Genomic DNA, 21,689 nt, shown 5'->3' with positions numbered 1-21,689 from the left:
CCACGATGACAGAGATTATCGCAAGCCCCTCGACCCGCCGCCTTGCACGGGAAAAGAATGTCGATATCGCCGCGCTGGCCAAGAGCCTTGGCCGCACGACCATCGCCCCGGAAGATCTGGATCGCACGCCAAGCACACCGCAAGCCGCCGATACAGCCTTCTGGGATGTGGATCACGCGCAATACGGCCCCGTCTCCGAAGAACCGATGAGCCGTTTCGCGCAAGTCGCCGCGCGCAACATGGCCGCCGCGCAATCCCTGATCCCGGCGGTGACCCATCACGACCGGGCCGATGTCACCGCGATGGAGACGTTCCGCCAATCCCTCAAACCCGAGGCCGAGGCGCGCGGCGTCAAGCTGACGGCGCTGGCCTTTCACGTTGTGGCCCTTGCGCGGAGCCTGCGGCGCTTCGGCCGCTTCAACGCCTCGCTGTCCGCCGACGGACAGCGGCTCATCCTCAAGGACTATGTGCATATCGGCATTGCGGTGGACACTCCGCACGGCCTGATGGTGCCGGTCATCCGCGATGCCGACCGCAAGGGTCTGTGGCAGATCGCGGCCGAAATTGCGGATCTGGCCGCGCGCGCGCAGGCCCGCAAGATCAAACCCGACGAGATGGGCGGCGCCTCGATGACGATCACCAATCTGGGCGGCATCGGCGGCACAGCCTTCAGCCCCATCGTCAACCCGCCGGAAGTGGCGATCCTCGGGGTCACCCGGACCGAAACCGTGACTGTCTGGGACGGCGACACCCCGCGCCCCGTGCCGATGGTGCCGCTGGACCTGTCCTATGACCACCGCGTGATCAACGGCGCGGATGCGGCGCGGTTCATGGCTCATTACTGCGGGCTGATCGCGGATCCGCGCAACATGCTGATCTGAGGGAGGCCATCATGACCGATCACACCGATCTGCTGGTGATCGGCGCGGGGCCGGGCGGCTATGCCTGCGCGTTCCGTGCCGCCGATCTGGGCCTGTCCGTCACGCTTGTCGATGCCCGCGACCGACTGGGGGGCGTCTGCCTGAACGAGGGCTGCATCCCGTCCAAGGCCCTGTTGCACGCCGCCGAAGTGATCCGTGAGGCGGCACATATGGCCGACTGGGGCGTGGAATTCAGCGCTCCAAAGCTGGATCTGGACAAGCTGCGGGCCCGGAAAGACCATATCGTCGGCAACCTGACCCACGGGCTGCAGGGTCTTGCCCGCAAGCGCAAGGTCAAGGTGCTTCAGGGCAAGGCGCAATTCACTGCTCCGCATAGCGTCAGTATCGACGGGACCACGCTCGATTTCGACAAGGTGGTGATTGCCGTCGGCTCGTCGCCTGTCCGCTTGCCTGACTGGCCGGAGGACCCGCGTATCTGGGACAGCACCGCCGCGCTGGAACTGCGCGAGGTGCCCAAGGCGTTGGCCATCGTGGGGGGCGGGATCATCGGGCTGGAAATGGCCACGATCTACGCGGCCCTGGGGGCGGAAGTGACCGTGATCGAACTGGCCGGACAGATCGCCACCGGCGCTGACCCCGAGGCAACGGCGATCCTGCACGCCGCCCTCGAAGCGCAGGGCGTGACGATCCATACCGACACCAGGGTGACTGCCGTCAAGGCCAGCAAGACCGCCCTTACATTGACCTGCACCGGTCGTTTTGCAGGGCAGATCAAGGCAGGTGCGGTCATCCAGTCCGTGGGCAGACGCGCCAATGGGGACGGGCTTGATGTGGAACGTGCGGGCCTGCCCTCGCCCACCGGCGGCGTGATCGCGGCGGATGCTGCAGGCCGGACGGCCCAGCCGCATGTTTTCGCCATCGGGGATGTCACGGGCAACCCCATGCTGGCGCATCGCGCCACCCATCAGGGCCATATCGCAGCCGAAGTGGTCGCAGGCCATCGGGCCGCGCTGGATACTGTGCTGATCCCTTCTGTCGCCTATACCAGCCCCGAGCTGGCATGGGTCGGCCTCACGCAGGATCAGGCCAAGGCCGCGGGACGCAAGGTCAGGGCTACCAGTTTTCCCTGGGCAGCCAGCGGCCGCAATCTTGCCTCGGGCGGTGGTGACGGCTTGACCAAGCTGATCTATGATCCTGACAGCCACCGCATCCTGGGTGGCACGATCGTCGGGCGCAACGCCGGAGAATTGCTTGCCGAGGTCACATTGGCGATCGAGATGGGGGCGACGCTCGAGGATATCGCCCTGACCGTTCATGCCCATCCGACGCTATCCGAGACAGTTGCCTTCGCCGCGGAAAGAGCCTTGGGCATGCTAACGGATCTGTAAGAACGGGGCCGCCGGCGTGATCCTGCAAGCAGGATTTCCCCGTCAACCCACCTGCTCGCCGCTCCTCACGACGGTTTGCGCGGTGCATCCGTGGGGGCCGAGGACACGCAGCCCTCTCCAATCGTGCCGCTGGCCAGCGCGTGTTCAACGCCCCCCATCAAATGGCGTTGCAGGATGGTGCGGGCGGCTGCGGCATCGCGTGCCATTGCGGCGTCCAGCAAGGCGCGGTGCTCGACGGATGCGACATCGCCCCGGAACGACAGCGCGATCATCTGGTATCTGAGATATTTGTCGAAATTCGCGCCGTGGAACTGTCGCAGCACCTTTGACCCACAGGCGCTGATCAGGGCCTGATGAAATTCCCAATCAAAGCGTTTCCAGTCTTGCACGACACTTCGGTCACCTTGCCGCATCCGTTCTTCCATCCGCACAAGGCGATGATAGGCGGCCATCACATGCGCCTCCCATTCGACATCGCCGCGCGCGAATGAATCCGTCAGCGCCTGCCCTTCGATCAGCAGGCGCAACTCGGCCAGTTCGCGCAAATTCGCGGGTGAAATCGGCGCGACTTCGAAACCGCGCTGCCCTTCGGCCAGAACCAGCCCTTCGGTCGCCAGACGGCTGAGCACCTCGCGCAGCGTGCTGACCGACGCGGCATATCTGTCGCGCAGCCCGTCCAGTTTCAGCTTTTGCATAGGGGCCAGTGTCCCGTTCAGAATATCGCGTCGCACGCTGCGCCAGATCGACCCGGCCACGGTTTCTTCGGTGGGGTCGTGATCATCGCCGTCCTCGGGCCCGCCACGTTCCAGCTTGCCACCCTCGGCCGTATGTTCGACACAAGCACTGATATGCTGGTGCAGCACTTTTGCCGCCAGATCGGCATCGCGTGTCAGGGCTGCATCGCGCAGGGATAGATGTTCCGCGGCGGCCGGAGCACCACGGAAGATCACCGCGATGATCTGATACCGCAGATACCTGTCGAAAACCGCAGAATGGGCGCTCAGCAACTCCTCGGACCCGCAGGCCGAGATCAGCGCATGGTGGAACCGCTTGTCATACTGCTTCCACAACGTCGCATTGCTTGTATCGCCCGTCTGCATCCTTTGTTCGATAACGCGGAGCATGTGGTGGGCACCGACCACGCGCCCCTCCCATTCCAGATCGCCGTTCTGAAAGGCCCGTCTTATGGCATGGGTCTCGAACAGTTCGCGCAACTCGGCAAGTTTCTCGAACTCGTGCTGCGAGACGGGTGTAACAGAAAAACCCTTCTGCCCTTCCGCGACCACCAGCCCCTCGCCGGTCAGGCGGTTCAGGATCTCGCGCAGGGTGCTGACGCTGGCGCCATAAGTCTCGCGCAGGCTGTCCAGACGCAGCCTGATGCGGGGCGCAAGCTTGCCATGGATGATGTCCTGCCGAATCGCGCGGTAGGTATGTTCGCTGGCTGTGTCGATCATGTTGCCCCTGAACTGCGGCCAGAGAAGTGTCCTGTCTCTTGTCTCATGCAGGGTAAGATCAGACAACCGCCAAGAAAAGATGATATTATCACAAATATCATCTTTTGTTAAAATATACGGTTGATTTAGAAATTATAGGTTTTAGTCTCGACCTCTGTTGGGCTGGACCTTGCCCGCACCTGCGATGGACATGAGGGAGGACATCATGAAACTGAACCTTACACGGCGTGCCATGTTGATGACGGGCGCCGCGGCCATGCTGGCCGCAAGCCTGACGGCGGGACGTTCGGCCGCACAGGACAAACCCACGCTGCGCTTTTCGGCGGTTTTCTCGGATCAGGACATCCGTGCCCGCATGATGGAGCGGTTTGCCGAGGGCGTCGCCGATCTGGCCGTGATGGAAATGCACTACGGCGGCACCCTGTTCGGGCAGGGCACAGAACTGGTCGCCCTGCAACGCGGCAACCTTGAGATGGGCAACATCGCGCCGCAGGACATCGCCAACCAGATTCCGGCATGGTCGATCCTGACCTCGGCCTATCTGTTCCGCGACCCCGCGCACCTGCAAGCTTTCTTCGCCTCGGATGCCGGCGCCGAGATGAAGGCCATGGCCGAAGAGCAGTTGGGCATTCACATTCTGGGGCCGACCTATTTCGGCTCGCGCCATCTGGGCTTGAAGCCCGAGACAAAGATCAACACCCCCGCCGATCTGGCAGGCATCCGTCTGAGGATGCCGCCCGGCGAGGCGTGGCAGTTCCTGGGCGAGTCGATCGGCGCCAACCCCACCGCCATGGCCTATGCCGAGGTTTATACAGGTCTTCAGACCGGGGCCATCGACGGACAGGACAACCCGCTGCCCAACGTGCAGAACATGAAGTTCTATGAAGTGATGTCTCAGATCGCGCTGACCTCGCATCTGGTGGCCTTCGACCTGCTGACGATTTCGTCTTCGGCATGGAACGCGATGAGCGCGGAGCAGCAAGCAGCCTTCCAGTCCGCCGCCGATGAGGCGATGGCATGGTCTGCCGCCGAGCATCAGAAGCGCGAGGCCGAATTGGCCGATTTCTTCCGGGCCGAGGGGCTTGAGGTCTATACCCCCGATGTGGATGCTTTCCGCGCCTATGCGCAGGAGAAGTATCTGAACTCGCCGCTTTCGGCCGACTGGCCTGCAGGCATGGTCGACCGGATCAACGCTCTTTGATCCCACTGCCGCGGAGACCGGTCAGGTGGCTGGTCTCCGTCGATCACGAAAAGGTTTTCCCATGCAACAGACCGCACGCCGGATATTCCGCTGGCTTGGCCTTGCCGCCGAGGCGGTGGCCGCGCTGATGCTGGCGGTGATGTTCGTGTCTTTCCTGATCACGATCCTGTTTCGCTATGTGCTCAACTGGTCGTCGGGCTGGGCCTCTGAACTCAGTTCGGTGATGTGGGTCTGGCTCGTTCTCTGGGGTGCGGCATTCGTGCTGCGCGAACGCGAGGAAATCCGCTTCGACATCATCTACGGCTCGGTCAGCGCCCGGCTGCGCCGTGTATTTACCGTAATATCCGCCGCCGGGGTGGTGGGACTTTTCCTGCTGTCGCTTCCGGCTGTCTGGGACTACGTCACCTTCATGAAGGTGCAAAGCACCTCCTACCTTCGCATCCGCTATGACTGGCTTTACGCTATCTACATCCTTTTTGCGGTGGCCGTGATCCTGCGCTATCTCTGGTTGGCTGTGCGCGCCCTGCGGGGGCATGATCCGGCCGCCCCCTCCGATCTGTCCGACAAGGAGCGCTGAGCGTGGACCCCTTCTCCGCCGCCCTGGTCGTGATCTGCCTTCTGGCTCTGCTTGGCCTGCCCATCGGCCTGTCGATGATCTCGGGCTCGATCATGTATCTTTACATGCGCGGACAGGACCTTGGATTGGTCGCGGAACGCCTGCTCAACAGCATGTTCACTGGCTATGTCATCCTTGCCGTGCCGCTGTTCATCTTCGCGGCGGAACTGATGAACACGGGTTCGATGACCGACAGGCTGCTGCGCTTCTGCAATGCCTTTGTCGGGCGTTTCCGAGGCGGGCTGGCCCATGTGAACATCGTGCAATCCCTGATCTTTTCCGGCATGTCAGGCTCGGCCTTTGCGGATGCGGCCGGCACCGGACGCATCATCGCCAACATGATGACGCGCGACGGTCGCTATACAAGGAGTTTCGCCGCAGCCCTGACCGCCAGTTCCGCCGTGATCGGCCCCATCGTGCCGCCCTCCATCCCCATGGTCCTCTATTCACTCGTGTCGAACACCTCGATCGGGTTTCTGTTTCTGGCAGGGGTTCTGCCGGGCATCCTGATGGCGCTGATGCTGATGGTGCTGGTGGTGATCCAGTCGCGCCGCCAGAATTTCCCGGTCGAAGCCCCGACCCCGCTGCGCGATCTGCCGGGGATCACGGCAAGCGCCTTTCCGGCGTTACTGATGCCTGTGGTGCTGCTGGGCGGGATTTATTCGGGAGCCATGACCCCTACCGAGGCGGCGGCTGTCGCGGCGGCCTATGCCTTCGTGGTTTCGGCGCTGCTCTATCGGTCAATCACGCCGCGCAACTTGTATAACGCACTAACCGCCGGCGCACGCTCCTCGGCCTCGATCGGGATGTTGATCGCGGGGGCTCTGGTCTTCAACTATGTGGTGACCGCCGAGAATATCCCGCAGACCCTGCGGGTCTATCTCGAAGGCTGGAACCTGACACCGCTGCAATTCCTGATCATGGTCAACATCGTCCTGCTGCTGCTGGGGGCGATGCTGGAAGGCACGGCCATCCTGCTGATCATCGTCCCGGTGTTCATTCCCACCGCTGCGGCCTTGGGCATCGACCCAGTGCATTTCGGTGTTGTCGCGGTGGTCAACATCATGATCGGCCTGATCACGCCACCTTACGGGCTGCTGATCTTCATCATGCAAAGCATCACCGGCGCGCGCCTTAAGGATATCTTCGCGGATCTGGTGCCCTTCATCGGATCACTGATCCTTGTGCTGGTGGTGCTGACCCTCTTCCCCGATCTGGTTCTCTGGCTGCCGCGGCAGTTCGGATATCAGGGCTAACCGACAGAAAGGCAAATCCAGTGTCCGCAGCAATCCACATCCTCAACGGCCCCAATCTCAACCGGCTTGGCACCCGCGAGCCCGAGATCTATGGCCACACGACCCTGGCCGAAATCGAACGGATGTGCCGGGCCGCGGCAGACGGGCGCGAGGTGGTCTTTCACCAGTCCAACGCGGAATACCAGATCATCGACTGGGTTCACGAGGCCATCGACACCGGCGCCGCCGCCATCGTGATCAATCCCGCCGGGCTGACCTTCACATCCGTGCCGATCATGGATGCGCTCAAGATGTTCCCGGGCGTGGTGATCGAATTGCACATCACCAACATCCACCGCCGCGACGCAGTCTATCAGCATTCCTTGATGTCCAAAGTGGCAACGGCCGTGATCGCGGGCCTTGGTCCGCAGGGCTACCGCAGCGCGGTTGAGGCGGCTTGCCGCATGACGGCGGAGTAGTCCGGATGCGACGCCACCTTCTGCTTGGGTTGATCGGCGACAATATAGGCGCGTCGCGCGCGCCGCTGCTGCACCGCTTGGCAGGCGCACAACACGGGATCGATGTGACCTATGACAGGTTGGTCCCGCGCGAGATGGGCAAGCCCTTCGATGCGCTGTTCGACCACGTGGCGCAGGCGGGTTATCGGGGGATCAACGTGACCTATCCCTACAAGGAAAAGGCGGCTTTGCGTGTGCGGATTACCGACCCACTGGTGCAGGCCATGGGGGCGGTCAACACGGTCCTGTTCGGCAAGGACCAGCCCGAGGGGTTCAACACTGACTATTCCGGCTTCTTGTCCGCCTATCGCGCGGCGCGGGGGGATCTTTCGCCCGGCGTCGTCCTGCTGATCGGGGCCGGGGGCGTGGGCCGCTCGTTGGCCTTCGCACTGGCGGGCTTGGGCGCGGCAGAGCTGCGGATCGCCGATCTGGACAGCGCCCGCGCCAGAGCACTGGCCAACGCCCTGCGCGCCGGTTTCCCGGACCTGCCCATTACGCTGGGGCAGTCGGCGGCGGATCTGGCGCAGGGGGTCGAGGGGGTCTTGAACGCCACCCCCGTAGGCATGGTCGGGCACGATGGCACCCCACTACCCCGCAATGCGATGCCCGCGCGGGGCTGGGCCTTCGACGCGGTCTATACGCCAGTCAACACGGCCTTTTTGTCGGACGCGGCCGCTGCGGGCCTGACCGCCATATCGGGTTACGAGCTGTTCATCGGCCAGGGCGTCGACGCATGGCATCTCTTCGCGGGCCTGCCGCTGGACGAGACCCGCCTCCGTGCCGATCTGACCGCACGGGTAGCTGCATGAAAACCGGGATCGCCACCGTCTCCATCGCGGGGGATTTCGCCACCAAACTGGAGGCGATTGCCGCCGCAGGCTATGACGGGATCGAGATTTTCGAACAGGATTTCCTCGCCTCCGACCTGTCACCGCGCGCGGCAGGACAGATGGTGCGCGATCATGGACTCGAGGTGCTGCTGTTCCAGCCCTTCCGCGATTTCGAAGGCCTGCCCGACCCGCTGCGCGCCCGCGCTTTCACCCGCGCAAGGCGCAAGTTCGCCTTGATGAACGAACTTGGCACCGATCTGATGCTGATCTGTTCCTCCGTTCATCCGCAATCATTGGGCGGGATCGACCGCGCGGCCGAAGATCTGGCAGATCTGGGTGCCGTCGCGGCAGATTACGGCGTGCGCGTCGGATATGAGGCGCTGGCCTGGGGACGGCATGTCGATGATCACCGCGACGCATGGGAAATCGTGCGCCGCGCCGATCATCCGCAGATCGGCCTGATCCTTGACAGCTATCACACGCTGGCGCGGGGCATCGACCCGGACACCATCCGCCGCATCCCCGGCGAGAAGATCTTTTTCGTGCAACTGGCCGACGCCCCTGCGATCCGTATGGACCTGCTCTACCTGTCGCGCCATTTCCGCTGCATGCCCGGCGAGGGAGATCTGGACGTGACCGCTTTCCTGCGCGCGGTTCTGGCGACAGGATATGACGGGCCGCTGAGCCTTGAAGTCTTCAACGACCAGTTCCGTGCGGGACTGCCCCGGCTGGTGGCGCTGGACGGGCACAGATCACTGATCAACCTGATGGATGCTGTGCGCCGCGCAGAACCCGGCCCGTCCGCAGGTCTGTCCACAATGCCCGCCCCTGCGCCCGTCGATCGTGTCGCCTTCATCGAATTCGTGACGTCGCCCGCCGAAGCGCCGCAGCTTGAAGCGCTTTTGCAGACCATCGGGTTCCGATTGACAGGACAGCACCTGTCGAAAGACGTGCGGCGTTTCCAGCAGAATGGGGTCAATATTCTCGTCAATACGGAACGACAGGGCTATGCCCATTCCGCCTTCCTCAGCCACGGCACCTGCGTCAGCGAGATCGCCATCGTCGTCCCCGATGCCCGCCAGACCTTCACGCGGGGCAAGGCCCTGCTGGCCGAGCCTTTCGGCGACGGCCCGAACCCCGGAGAGTTGGACATCCCCGCCCTGCGCGGTGTCGGCGGTAGCCTCTTGCGCCTGCTGGATGACCACAGCGACCTCGGACGTCTGTGGGATGTGGATTTCACATCAGTTGAGAATGCCAGCCCCGGCGCAGGGCTGACAGCCGTGGATCACATCTCGCAAACCATGCCCTTCGACGAGATGCTGAGCTGGACTCAGTTCTATACTGCCCTTCTGGACGGACAAAAGGCCGCTATGGTCGACGTGGCCGACCCTGAAGGCCTTGTGCGCAGCCAAGCGGTCAAATCCGGCGGGCTGCGCATCACCCTGAACGGGGCAGAAGCCCGGCGCACCCTTGCCACCCGGTTTCTGGCGGACAGCTTCGGTGCGGCCACGCAGCACATCGCTTTTGCCTGCAATGACATCTTCGCCACCGCAAAAGCCTTGGCGGATAACGGCTTTGCCGTGCTGCCCATCGGCGCGAATTACTATGATGATCTGGACGCGCGCTATGCGCTGCCCGCCGCTCTGCTGGACCGCCTGAAAGCAGGCAACATCCTGTATGATGAGGATGAGACCGGGCAGTTTTTCCAGCTTTACAGTCGTCCTTTCGGTGACGGCCTGTTCTTCGAGATCGTTCAGCGCACAGGCCGATACGACGGCTATGGCGCCCCCAATGCCCCGTTCCGCATAGCGGCGCAAGCGCGTCTGCGCAAACCGGTGACAATCCCGAAACACTGAGACGGAACTGCCCCCGTCGCCATCGCACTTCCAGAGCCGCACAGAGGCAAAGTCCGGTCACGGATCGGTTTCCCCTGCGACCCCTCTGGTCGCGCGCGGGATTTGAACCATGTCACCCGCAACAGCAAGTCGGGGGATATCGGGATGACAGTATGGAACGACGACCCGGACGCCGCCCCCGTGCCCGAGGGTCGATTGGGTCGGATGCTGCGTCTTGGCGGCATGACCACGGGCCTGATGGGTGACATGGCGGCAAGCGGATTGCGTCAGATGGCACGGGGCGAGCGTCCGCGCCTGCAACAGATGTTGCTGACTCCGCAAACAGCGGCCCGCGTGACCCGTGACCTGCGCAAGATGCGCGGTGCGGCCATGAAGATGGGACAGATGCTGTCCATGGACCCCGGCGTGCTGCTGCCCCCCGAGATGACGACGATCCTTGCCGCCCTGCGCGACGAGGCCCGCCACATGCCACCTGCTCAACTGCGCGATGTGCTGGACTCCGCCTGGAGGCCGGACTGGCGGCGGCGCTTTGCCCGCTTTGACGTGCGCCCCTTCGCGGCAGCCTCGATCGGGCAGGTCCACCGCGCCCGCACCCATGACGGCCGCGATCTGGCGATCAAGGTGCAATATCCCGGTGTGCGCGACAGCATCGACAGTGACATCGACAATATCGCGGCCCTGTTGCGCGTCTCGGGCATGGTGCCGCGGGGCGTGGACCTGTCCCCGATGCTGGAGGATGCCCGCCGTCAGCTGCACGCCGAAGCGGACTACGAGTCCGAAGCCCGCAATCTTTCGGCGTTCGGACATATGCTGGCGGATTCCCCCGACTTCGTCCTGCCCGCGCTCCACCCTGACCTCAGCACCCCGCAGGTTCTGGCGATGAGCTATGTGGACAGCCAGCCGCTTGATGCTTTGCTGGCAGCGCCACAAGACCAGCGGGACCAGACCGCCAGGCGGTTGATTGAACTGGTCCTGCGCGAATTGTTCACCTTCCGCACCATGCAGACCGACCCCAATCTGGCGAATTACCGCCTTGATCCCGCGACCGGGCGGATCGTCCTGCTGGATTTCGGCGCGGTCACCCGCTTTGGCCCCGACCTGACCCAGAATTTCAGGCAGTTGCTGGACGCCGCATTGGGCCGCGACCGGATGGCGATTGAGGCGGCGATGCTGCGCATCGGCTATATCGACGCCACCACCCTGCCCCGTCAGCGCGACCTGATCCTCGAAATGTTCGATCTGGCCATGATCCCGCTGCGCCAGCGCGCGCCCTTTGATTTCGGCACTTCCGATCTGGTGACACGGCTGCGCGATATGGGTCTGGCCTTGGGACGCGACCGGGATCTGACCCATGTGCCGCCGGCCGAGACAATGTTCCTGCACCGCAAGATCGCGGGGATCTACATGGTAGCGGCCCGACTCAAGGCGCGCGTGCCGGTCAATCGCCTGGTGGAAGGCTACAGACAGGCCAATGCCGCAGCCTGAGCGTCAGCCGGTCAGGAGGGATAGTCGAAACGGGCTATATGCGACCAGATTTCCTGATTGATCCGGGCCAGATCGGCAATCGCCTGACGGATCGTGTCAATCGCCGCCGCATCCAGATCCAAGGTCTGCCCCATGCGGATCCCGTCCTTGCGATCCGCAATCCGCATCAGGATGGATTTCGGCGGCCCGCCTTCCGGATCAAAGGCATAGATGCAATGGTTGAAGCGATTGCGCGCCCCTGACAGCTTCATCAGGGATCGTGTGAGGTTCAGCACCGCATCACGTTCCTCGGCGCTCTGATGATCCATCTTGGCCAGACGCTCGACCAGATCCACCCGCGCGCGTGTGGTGTTCAATGTCAGGAAGATCACGATGGCCACATCCTTTGTGGTGCCGGACAGGCCCGCAATCAGATGCAGCAACAGACTTTCCGTATTGGTCCAGGTATAGTTCAGCCGCCCGACCAACAGCAGAATCTCATCAAAATCTGCGGGTTGCGGGGCTGAAGCGACTGGTTTTTGAAGACTCACCGCCCCTCTCCCAACTGACGGGACAGATACCATGTCGCGGCCTCGGTCCGGTTGCGCGCGCCGATTTTGGTGATCGCGTTATGCAGATGCAGCTTTACCGTGTGTTCGGACAGCGACATTGTATGGGCGATGGTCTTGTTGCGCCCGCCCTGGCTGACCAGGGCCAGCACCTCTTTCTCGCGACGGGTCAATCCGGGGTCCGAATGGGGAAGCCCCGCTATAGAATCGGTCATGACCGCTGTCTCTCCCGACTCGGCCGCTATCTCGGCCTGCATCTGAAGTCGTGGCGCAGGCGGCGGGGCGGCCTTGACCTGTGGCGAGGCTGCCGGACCGATCAGATCGCCCGAGGCGATGAACTGTCCGGCCAGCACCAAGCGCAGCATCGAGGACCACGGGCAGATCGGCAGGGTCATCGGCAGCAACAGGATGTCCGCCAGACGCGGTGCCTGCGCCCGTTCGTCCAGAAGACGCCGCGCCACGCTCTGTTCCCGGTAGGCCAGGATCCAATCCGCGTCAGGAAAATCAGCGCGGTAGCGGTCGAAGTTGCGCAATACATCCGTGGCCATGCGGTCGTCAAAAAAGACTTTTCGGACGGTCAATGTCCGGTCGCGTGCCAATGACTGCAACTCGCGCAATGTATCGAGCCGCAGCGCATGCACCCCCCCGGCCTCCTGCTCCGCAATGCGCAGGATCGAGTTCGGAAATACTAGGGCCCCACCAACGAAAATGAAAACGTCAGTAGAACCGCTGCGGTTGCTAATACCCGCAGCATCTCTGGTCTCGCGTTCAAACATGGTACCCCCCAAGGTCGCCAAACGCAGAATATGTCAAAAAAATGGCAGCTTCGGATACTCCATCTCACCAATATCCAGTCAAACCTATACGACATTTCGCTAGGCTTCGGAACTAGCCGAACGATTAAGGTGACATTATGGCAGCCCGGAAGTCCCTTCTGACGGGCGGTCCCGGCCGCGCTCAGGAAAGCTCGCCTTGTGTCATTACTATTCCAACGCACAGCCTGTCCTTTGGAATAGCATTGAAGATCATGCCGTTACGGAAACTTGTTCGGCAAATGCGGCATACCCGTTCGTGCAGGAAATGCCGCGTTGCCTCACCATCTGAACCCCGAAAAAAGATATACTCTAAATTGACTACTCACTGTTTCCTAAAAGGGATCAATCGTTAAATCTGTTCGGAATCATCGACTTAACATCCCCCTAATCCTTTGTCCAACTTCCGAATCCCCTGATGGGATGGGACCCTGCAGATGTCGCCCCGTCATGGGCGGACATTGCACAAAGTTCATTTCAATCGGTCGGATCGGCCTGCACGCATCACGCAACCACCGGCCCGCAGCGGCCAGCGCCCGGATCATCCGATCCGGACGACAAGGCCCTGCACCCAGACGGAGGAGGACCACGGACACGACCGCAAGAGACGGGCCGATCTGTTGGTATGGCAGTACCTACACACCAGCCCGGCACAGACGATACCTGAAACCCAACCATGCCCGGCAGTAGTCACTTTTGAGATGATTGGTGGCCAGCCGGGCAAACTGGAGGACCAGTGCCATGAGCACCAATCGCAACAACAATTTCATGATCGACGACGTCAACATCGACGAGATCGACGCCGATTTCGACACCACGGTTTTCGTGGCCTCGGCGGATGTGGAGCTTGACGCGCAAGCGCAGGAGCAAAGCACCGACGTCGAAACGGATGTCGAAACGGAACAGGATCAGGAACAGGATCAGGATCAGGATCAGGGACAGATTCAGGGCCAGACCACGGAACAGGGTCAGACCTCGGATCAGGACCAGGGCCAGATCCAGGGTCAGACCGTCGACAACAAGAACGGCAACAACGACAACTCGAACGCCAATGAAGTGAATATCGACTTCGGTGGTGGCGAGTGGATTCCGCGCGATGACGATTTCGTCGACATCGACATGACCGGCAACGCGTCCATCGACGATGTCTACGCGGTGTCCGGTGATCTGGAATACGATCCCGGCAATGATGTCGACCTCAGCGACGTGCTGAACGATCTGACCTTCGGCGCGGGCAACTCCAACGCCTTCGCCATCGGCCAGTCGAACAACCTGACCGACAACGACCGCCTCGACTCACCCACGGTCGGCAACTACAGCACCTTTGAACAGAACGGCGATGCGACCGGCGGCCGTGCCTCGGCTGAAGAGGGTATCGGCGTGTCGTCCAACGGTGCCGAAGGTGGCGGTGACGCGGATGCCGATGGCGGTGACGCCGCAGGCGGCGCAGCCCTTGGCGGCTTTGCTGCAACCGGCACAGACGGCGACAGCGATGGCGGCGATGCGGATGCCGATAGCGGCGACGCGGGCGATGCCAACACCATCGGTGGTTCGGCACTGGGTCTGGCCTCTGGCGAGGCTGGCACGAACAGCGACAGCAGCGGCGGTGCCGGTGGCAGCGCAATCGCGGCCTCTGGTGCCGAGAATGACGCGGACAGCGATCAGGACGGGGATGCCGACGGCGGCGACAGCGGCGATGCCGGTGCCCTTGGGCTTGGTCTGGCCGTCGGTCTGTCCGGCGCTGGCTCCGAGGCATCTGACGCAGATGGCGGAGACGCGGGCGCCGATGGTGCCGGTCTTGGCCTTGGCCTGTCCGGCGCAGGTGCGCTGGCCGGTGGCGGCACCGGCGGCGGCTCGGGTGCGGACGCAGATGCGGATGCGGACGCGGATGCCGATACCGACGCCGATGCCGATGGTGGCACGGGCGGCGACTCGGGCGCGCTTGGTTTGGGCGCAGGTCTGGGCGGCGCTGAATCCGATGCCGACAGCCAGTCCACTGGCGGCCCGGCGGGCGCTCTGGCCGGAACGCTGGGCGGCGGTCTGCTGTCTGCGGCGCTGGCCAATGCCGAGGGCGGTGACTCCGGCAGCGGCGCCACATCCGGCGACGCAGCAGGCACCGGCACCGGCTCGGGCAGCGGCAGCTCCAACGGCGGCGATGTTGGCGCAACCGATTCCACCGCAGGTGATGCGGATGCGACAGCCGACGGCATGGCCGACGCTGACAGCGATGGCGGAGCAGGCGGCGGCGGCGTAGCCGACGCAGCCTCGAACGGCACCGGCACCGGGGCTGGCACGGGCGGCGACGCCGCTGGCGGTGCGGCGGCCAACGCATCCGAGGCAACTTCGGATGCCGCAGCCGATGGCGCTGGCGATGCGGCCGCCGACAGCGGCGATGGTGGTCTGGCCCAGGTGTTCGCCACCAGCGACATCGACGGCAGCGCCGACAGCATGGCCGATGCAATCGCCGGCTATGGCGGCGGCGGCTGGTCCGATGACGACGCCAGCAACTCCACCGGCGTGACCGGCACCGTCGGCACGACTGGCGGCACAGGTGGCGGCTCTGGCATGGCCGGTGCAACTGGCGGCCTGGGCGGCGACATCATGGGGGGCGATGCCACCGGTGGTGCAGCCTCGCTGGGTGACGCGGTCGGCGGCTGGGGTGGCACGGCCACCACTGGCGCAGGCGGTGCAGGCGGCAATGGCGGCTCATGGGGATCGGGCAATGGGGACGATGGTTTCGTGACCGGCGAATCCTATGCCTCGGCCGCAGCAGCGGTGAACCTGACAGCCTTCAACCAGAGCATTGTGATGGGCGCCAATGTCTTGGGCAACAGCGTCGACATGACTGTTGTGGGTGGCTCGCTGTCCTCCTCCGTGGTCGGCGACGACGACCTCTGAGGCGAAGATATCACGGTGTGGGGCCGGCGCATCCGGCCCCACACCACCAAGGCACCGCACCAGCCGGTGCGATGAGCGACGTCGGGGGATCAGAGCATGGCACTTGACCGCATCAGCGAGGAAATCGCCCATTTCGCGGGGTTGTTCCACCTTGAGATCGAGGCCTCAAAACTGCGGCTGGATTATGAATCCTTCCGCGTCAAGGCCGACGAAACCAAGCTGGACCCGCTCAAGGAAGACCCATTCGCGGGCAAACACGATCTGAAAGAGAATAAGCTGAAAACGGCCTCCAAGGCCAAGGATCAGCCCGAAGAGACACCGCCACCGGCGGCCCCCAAGATGGCCGTTCTGGCACCGCTGGACAGCGAACCCGCGTCCCAGTCCGCAGCGCCGGTCGAGGCTGACGCGCCCGTCATCTCCATCCTGTCATTGGCCGGGATCACCATCACCGGCACGATGGTCGAGATCATGCCGAACTCGATCGTGATGGCCATCGCGCAGACGGCCTTTCTGGCGGACAATGATGTGCTGATGTTCGAGGGCATCGCCGATTTCACCGATCCCGCGCTGTTCCTGACCCTGTTGCAGGATCTGGGCGAACTGGCGCAGACGCTGACCTTGATCGACCCATGGATCTGGGGCCCCGGCGACGGCGACGTGCTGATCGCCGCCAAGAAGATGGCCGAAACCATGGCCCAGGCCGAAGCCCCCGAGGTCGAGGGGCTGACAACCGTGATCCTGCGCGGCGAGGACGCCGAGGGGATCATCATCAACGGCGCGCGTGTGGACGAGGCGCCGACGATCGAGGATCTGATGCCCACCTTCCTCAAGCCCGAGGAAAAGACGGAGGAGACGCCGATCGCATCCGATGGCGTGACGGATCACGATCCCGGTCCCTTCGCGGTGGACCCCGGACATGCGGTCGTCACCGGCGGCAACCGGGTCATCAACGAAACCGTGCTGAAATCCGTCTGGGTCGATGCCCCTGTGATCGCCGTGGCGCAGGATGTGCTGCGGCTGGACGTCATCTCGCAGGTCAACCTGCGGATCGAGGCGTCGGACCTTGCCGATCAGACCGCGCCCGCCCCGTCCACCTCGCTCAACATCGCGCATCTTGAGCAGACATCCTCGGTGGCGGTGGACAAGAACGCCGGAAAGATGGGCGAAAATCAGGAGGATGGCCTGCCGTCCTTCTGGAACGTAACCCGGCTTGATGGCGATCTGATGCTGATGAACTGGGTGCAGCAGCATATCTTCACAACGGATTACGACCGGGTCGAGGTCAAGTTCTCGGGGGCCGCCACCTATATCGGCACCGGCGAGAACCTTGTCTTCAACGAAACCCTGATCCTGAACCTTGGCTTTCACTACGACCTGATCATGATCGGTGGCAGCATGGTCACGCTGAACCAGATCACGCAGGTGAATGTGCTTCTGGATCAGGACAAGGTGGATGGCGCGGTCCCTGCGGGGGCCAGCCTGCATGCGGGCGACAATCTGCAACTGAATACCGCCGCCATCACGACGACCGGCAAGGACAGCCTGTCGGACAAACCGGACCATTTTTCGCAGGCCATGAACGACCTGGCGAACGGCGCAAAGACCATCTCGGCCGATGTGGCGCAGGATGCGATGTTCGCGGGGAACGCGGCGCTGAATGTGCTCTATATCTCGGGCGATCTCATCCAGACCAGCGTGATCGAACAGTTCAACTATCTGGGCGACTCGGATCAGATCCATTTCATCCAGGACATGTTCAGCTCTGCCGCCGGGTCCGAAGTCACCGTCACGTCGGGGTCCAACGCCCAGATCAATGCGGCCAGCATCGTCTCGGAAGGGCTTGATTCCACCGTCATGGCGGGGGGCGAGGCTTATAGCGACGCGCTGATCTATCAGGCCGAACTGATCGACGATTGCGCGCCGCCTGCGGGGGTGCAGATGGACAAGCTCGCCAACGAGGCCGTGGCCTTTCTTGTCGATGACATGATCGCGCCCGCGCCCGTGGACGAGTGCGGGCCGGGCATCCAGATCGACGACAACCCCGGAACGGTGGACGTGATGCAGACCATGCTGGCCTGAGCCGGACAATACCAGACAGTTTCCGCCGCGACCGGAGAGACGCCTTGAACAAGATGATCGACAGACCGCTGGAATTCAGAACGGTGCGGGACCGCAGCGTTCCGGACAGCGGGGCAGGACCGGCACCGCTGCAACTGACCTCGGCGTTGCGGATCTGGCCCGAGGGCGCCCCCGCCACCCGGACGGCCACCGCCGAACCCGAAGTGCTGACGGCCCAAGCCACGCCGGACGCAGCGGCGCAGGCGACATCACGGACAGCGGCGCAACCGGACCCCGCGCCCCAGAACGCCGCCAAGGCGCCCCCTGCCCCGGACAACGCGGCGGATGCCGACCCCAAGACCGAAGCCACAAGGATGAAAGCCCTGCGCGACTCCAGCGCGGCATCCCTGACCGGCGTCACCATCGAGGGTCAGACAGGCGGTCCGGTCATGGCCGGCCCCGGCAAACCCGTTGCGGGTCAGGGCGGCGGCGGCGACAAGGGGGCGGCCTTTCACAAACGCATGGGTCCCGAGGATTTTAACCTCAGCCTGCGGCAGGGTGTCCGCACGGTCTGGCGCAACCTCAGCATGGTCATGGTGATGACCTGCGCCACGAATGTGCTGATCCTCGCCATTCCGATCTATCTGTTCCAGATCTCTGACCGGGTGCTGACAAGCCGCTCCACCGACACGCTGATCATGCTGACGGTCGTCATCGCCTCGGCTGTGATCCTGCAGGCCATGTTCGATGCGGTCCGCCGGTTCATGCTGATGCGCACCGCCGTGGAAGTCGCCGCGAAACTGGGGGCACCCGTTCTGAGCGCCGCCGCCGCCGCCTCGCTGCACGGCTCGGGGCGCGAGTATCAGACCCTGGGAGACCTGCAGCAACTGCGCAGCTTCCTTGTCTCGGGCACGCTGATTTCCTTCCTCGACGTGCCCTTTGCCCCGCTGTTCATCTTCGTGATCTTCCTGATCCATCCGCATCTGGGCATGATCGTCGTCGTCACCGCCCTGCTGCTTTTGGTCGTGGCGCTGGTCAACCAGCGCATCACCGCCAAGCCATTTGCCGAGGCGAATTTCGCGCAGGCCAAGGCGAACATGCATCTGGATTCCATGTCGCGCAACAGCCAGATCATCAACGCCATGGCCATGATCCCCGAGGCGGTCACGATCTGGGGTCGTGACACCGCCGCCTCCCTGATCGCGCAGGTCCGCGCGCAGGACCGCAACATCATCAGCGCCTCGGTCAGCCGCGCGGTGCGGATGCTGACGCAGGTGGGGATGCTGGGCTGGGGCGCTTACCTTGCCATCGACGGGCAGATCACCGGCGGCATGGTCATCGCCGCCTCTATCGTCGCGGGCCGCGCGCTCGCCCCCATCGAGGGGTCGATCGAGGGCTGGAACGCCTTTATCCTTTCGCGTGCCGCCTATGGCCGGGTCGCGGCCCTGCTGCGCGGCTCGCGGTTGCAGTTCGAACGCCTATGGCTGCCCCGCCCCGAAGGCCGGTTGAACGTGGAACGCCTGCTCTATGTGCCCGGCGGCACCAAGCAGGTGATCCTGAACGGGATCAGCTTCGCGCTGGACCCCGGCGATACGCTGGCCGTGATCGGCAATTCCGGCGCGGGCAAGACCACGCTTGGCAAGATGCTGGTGGGCTCTATCCTGCCCACATCGGGCAATGTGCGGCTGGATCTGATGGACCTGCGCAACTGGGACCCGCGCCAGCTGGGCGAAAACATCGGCTATCTGCCACAGGACGTGCAACTGTTCCCCGGCACGATCAAGGACAATATCGGCCGGATGCGCGCCGACGCCACGGATGAGCAGATCCACCACGCCGCCGTCCTGGCCGATGTCCATGAAATGATCGCCAGCCTGCCGCAGGGCTACGAGACGATGGTCGCTGCCGATGGCGCGCCCCTGTCCGGCGGGCAGAAACAGCGCATCGCATTGGCCCGCGCCTTTTTCGGCAACCCGCGCCTTGTCGTGCTGGACGAACCGAACTCGAACCTCGACACGGCGGGCGACAAGGCGCTGGCCCGCGCCATTGACCACGCCCGCAAGGAAAAGATCACCGTTGTGGTGATCACGCAGAAACCATCGCTGCTGAATGTCGTGGACAAGATCATGCTGCTGGCCAATGGCGGCGTCGCCCTGTTCGGACAGCGCGACAAGGTCATGGCGCAACTGAACCCCGCCGCCGCGCAGAACGCGCAAGTCTCGGGCAAGGCGGCGGGCCAAGGCCCCGCCGGCATCGCGCCACAACCGCAGTCAGGAACACCCCGCCATGTCTGACATGACCGCCCTTCCCCGTCCCGACAGTTGGTATCAGGAGGTCCCGCGTTCCATTGGCAAGCAGGCCCTCTTTGGCCTTGTGCTGATGCTGATCAGCTTCGGCGGCTTCGGCGCATGGGCGATGATGGCCCCGCTCGCCGCTGCCGTCATCGCGCAGGGCAGTTTCGTGGCGACCGGCCAGAACAAGATCGTCCAGCATCTGGAAGGCGGCATCATCGCCGACATTCTGGTCAAGGAAGGCGACCGCGTGACCGAGGGTCAGATCATGCTGACGCTGGACCAGACACTTGCACTGGCCACCACACGCGAATTGACGCTGCGCCGCATCCGTCTGGAAGCGACACAGGCCCGGCTGATGGCTGAACAGCAACATCTGGCGCAACTGATCTTTCCCGCCCATCTTGAGGCGGAACGGGCAGACCCCGAAGCCGCGATGATCCTTGACGGGCAGGTTCTTGCCTTTCAGGCATCGACCGCCAGCCTTGCCAATGACATCAGTGTCATCTCGCGCAACCTGGACGCGCTGGACATCCGGACCACGGGCTATGGCATCCAGCTTGAAGCGACACGAAGCCAGCTTGCCCTTCTGGCCGAAGAGCTGGAGGCCAAGACCCAGCTTGTCGAAAGCGGCCTGTCGCGGCGAAGCGAGGCGCTTGCCCTGCGCCGCGCCATGCTGGAAGCCGATGGACAGGTCGGACGGCTGGAGGCCGAGATTGCCGAGCTGACCGAAATGCGCGCCAAGTTCGACGCGCAGATCGCCAAGACACGCGACGACTACAGCCGCAACGCACTGACACAGTTGCAGACCATCGAAAGCGAGCTGGAAAGCGTGCGCGAACAGCAGCGCAAATCCGAGAACATCCTCGACAGGACCGCCGTTCTGGCGCCTGTGTCGGGCACCGTGGTCCGGCTCTACTATCACACCACCGGCGGTGTGGTGGAAACCGGCCGTCCCATCGTCGAGATCCTGCCCGCAGACGCGCCGCTGATCATCGAGGTTCTGGTTCCGCGCACCAATATCGACAGCGTCCATGTGGGCCAGAAAGCGACCGTCCGCCTGACCGGATTGAACCAGCGCACAACCCCTGTGTTGAACGGATCGGTCGAATATGTGTCGGCGGATGCGATTGCCGACGGCTCGACCGGCACACGCCGCGAGGTCTATCTGTCCCGTGTGACAGTCGCCCCCGAGGAAATGCAGCGGGTTCAGAACTTCTCTCCGACACCCGGCATGCCCGCGGAAATCATGATCCAGACCGAGGAACGCACCTTCGCGCAATACCTGATCAAACCTGTTCTGGACAGCATGTCCCGCGCCTTCCGCGAGCAATAGCCCGCTTCTTCCAAGCCATTGTGAAATATCACGAATTTGATCGCGTAGCACGATACGTGCGCTGCCGGTGTGACGCGCGGTCCCGAGCGGACGCGCGGGACCGATCCGCCGCAGGTGACAGCAAATGTCCCCCGCAAATTGAGCATCGGCCTATCTTCAAACAACCAATGGGTTATTGCATTGCGGCCACACTCTCCCGGAAGGGTTTCGTTTTTCCTTGTTTTTAAGGCGATCTGCCCGCACCCTCGGCGTTTGAGCACCTCCGCCCGACAAGCTGGCGTC

16 protein-coding genes are annotated in these 21,689 nt (G+C 63.4%); 13 read left to right on the top strand and 3 right to left on the bottom strand.

Annotated features, from left to right (window positions below; all coding sequences use genetic code 11):
• The first annotated feature begins 5 nt into the window (after positions 1 to 5).
• A complete protein-coding gene (locus PVW27_RS13175; protein WP_274558399.1) occupies positions 6 to 881 on the top strand; it encodes a 2-oxo acid dehydrogenase subunit E2 in 876 nt (291 codons plus the stop codon).
• Positions 882 to 892: 11 nt separating this feature from the next.
• Entirely contained in the window at positions 893 to 2,269 is a 1,377-nt protein-coding gene (gene lpdA / locus PVW27_RS13170; RefSeq protein WP_274558397.1) for a dihydrolipoyl dehydrogenase, read from the top strand.
• Positions 2,270 to 2,334: 65 nt separating this feature from the next.
• On the opposite strand, the gene PVW27_RS21565 is transcribed toward lpdA, so the two are convergent.
• Complete coding sequence (locus PVW27_RS21565; protein WP_338019956.1) at positions 2,335 to 3,723, bottom strand: GntR family transcriptional regulator; 1,389 nt, start codon at positions 3,721 to 3,723, stop codon at positions 2,335 to 2,337.
• 205 nt (positions 3,724 to 3,928) lie between these two features.
• On the opposite strand from PVW27_RS21565, the gene dctP reads away from it, so the two are divergent.
• From dctP to PVW27_RS13125, 7 genes are all read left to right on the top strand, one after another.
• Positions 3,929 to 4,924 carry a TRAP transporter substrate-binding protein DctP gene (gene dctP, locus PVW27_RS13155; protein WP_274558396.1) on the top strand — a complete coding sequence of 332 codons (996 nt, stop codon included), beginning with the start codon at positions 3,929 to 3,931 and terminating at the stop codon, positions 4,922 to 4,924.
• A 61-nt stretch (positions 4,925 to 4,985) separates the two neighbouring features.
• Complete coding sequence (locus PVW27_RS13150) at positions 4,986 to 5,501, top strand: TRAP transporter small permease (RefSeq protein ID WP_274558394.1); 516 nt, start codon at positions 4,986 to 4,988, stop codon at positions 5,499 to 5,501.
• A gap of 2 nt (positions 5,502 to 5,503) precedes the next feature.
• Complete coding sequence (locus tag PVW27_RS13145) at positions 5,504 to 6,796, top strand: TRAP transporter large permease (RefSeq protein ID WP_432762078.1); 1,293 nt, start codon at positions 5,504 to 5,506, stop codon at positions 6,794 to 6,796.
• A gap of 20 nt (positions 6,797 to 6,816) precedes the next feature.
• Entirely contained in the window at positions 6,817 to 7,254 is a 438-nt protein-coding gene (locus tag PVW27_RS13140; RefSeq protein ID WP_274558392.1) for a type II 3-dehydroquinate dehydratase, read from the top strand.
• A 5-nt stretch (positions 7,255 to 7,259) separates the two neighbouring features.
• Positions 7,260 to 8,102 carry a shikimate dehydrogenase family protein gene (locus PVW27_RS13135; RefSeq protein ID WP_274558390.1) on the top strand — a complete coding sequence of 281 codons (843 nt, stop codon included), beginning with the start codon at positions 7,260 to 7,262 and terminating at the stop codon, positions 8,100 to 8,102.
• Positions 8,099 to 9,979, top strand: coding sequence for a bifunctional sugar phosphate isomerase/epimerase/4-hydroxyphenylpyruvate dioxygenase family protein (locus PVW27_RS13130; protein WP_274558389.1), 1,881 nt, complete (start codon positions 8,099 to 8,101; stop codon positions 9,977 to 9,979). Before PVW27_RS13135 ends, PVW27_RS13130 begins: the two co-directional genes overlap by 4 nt.
• 144 nt (positions 9,980 to 10,123) lie before the next feature.
• Positions 10,124 to 11,464, top strand: a complete 1,341-nt coding sequence (locus PVW27_RS13125; RefSeq protein WP_274558386.1) for an ABC1 kinase family protein — start codon at positions 10,124 to 10,126, stop codon at positions 11,462 to 11,464.
• An 11-nt stretch (positions 11,465 to 11,475) separates the two neighbouring features.
• Here PVW27_RS13125 and PVW27_RS13120 read toward each other — a convergent pair whose 3' ends face one another.
• Entirely contained in the window at positions 11,476 to 11,994 is a 519-nt protein-coding gene (locus PVW27_RS13120; protein WP_274558384.1) for a hypothetical protein, read from the bottom strand.
• The gene (locus tag PVW27_RS13115) at positions 11,991 to 12,653 is read right to left on the bottom strand and encodes a helix-turn-helix transcriptional regulator (protein WP_274558382.1); all 663 of its coding nucleotides are present in this window, start codon (positions 12,651 to 12,653) and stop codon (positions 11,991 to 11,993) included. The genes PVW27_RS13120 and PVW27_RS13115 overlap by 4 nt, the downstream gene beginning before the upstream one ends.
• Before the next feature lie 912 nt (positions 12,654 to 13,565).
• On the opposite strand from PVW27_RS13115, the gene PVW27_RS13110 reads away from it, so the two are divergent.
• From PVW27_RS13110 to PVW27_RS13095, 4 genes are all read left to right on the top strand, one after another.
• Positions 13,566 to 15,722, top strand: coding sequence for a hypothetical protein (locus tag PVW27_RS13110; RefSeq protein WP_274558381.1), 2,157 nt, complete (start codon positions 13,566 to 13,568; stop codon positions 15,720 to 15,722).
• A 96-nt stretch (positions 15,723 to 15,818) separates the two neighbouring features.
• The gene (locus tag PVW27_RS13105; RefSeq protein ID WP_274558379.1) at positions 15,819 to 17,801 is read left to right on the top strand and encodes a hypothetical protein; all 1,983 of its coding nucleotides are present in this window, start codon (positions 15,819 to 15,821) and stop codon (positions 17,799 to 17,801) included.
• 53 nt (positions 17,802 to 17,854) lie between these two features.
• On the top strand, positions 17,855 to 20,074 hold the full coding sequence (locus PVW27_RS13100; RefSeq protein ID WP_274558377.1) for a type I secretion system permease/ATPase: 2,220 nt from the start codon (positions 17,855 to 17,857) through the stop codon (positions 20,072 to 20,074).
• Positions 20,067 to 21,407 (top strand): HlyD family type I secretion periplasmic adaptor subunit, encoded by a 1,341-nt coding sequence (locus PVW27_RS13095; RefSeq protein WP_274558375.1) that lies wholly within the window; start codon positions 20,067 to 20,069, stop codon positions 21,405 to 21,407. Before PVW27_RS13100 ends, PVW27_RS13095 begins: the two co-directional genes overlap by 8 nt.
• Positions 21,408 to 21,689 lie beyond the last annotated feature (282 nt).

It is taken from the genome of Seohaeicola sp. 4SK31 (assembly GCF_028802875.1).
Lineage (GTDB): Bacteria > Pseudomonadota > Alphaproteobacteria > Rhodobacterales > Rhodobacteraceae > Seohaeicola.
This window is presented reverse-complemented; position numbering and strand designations above follow the sequence as displayed.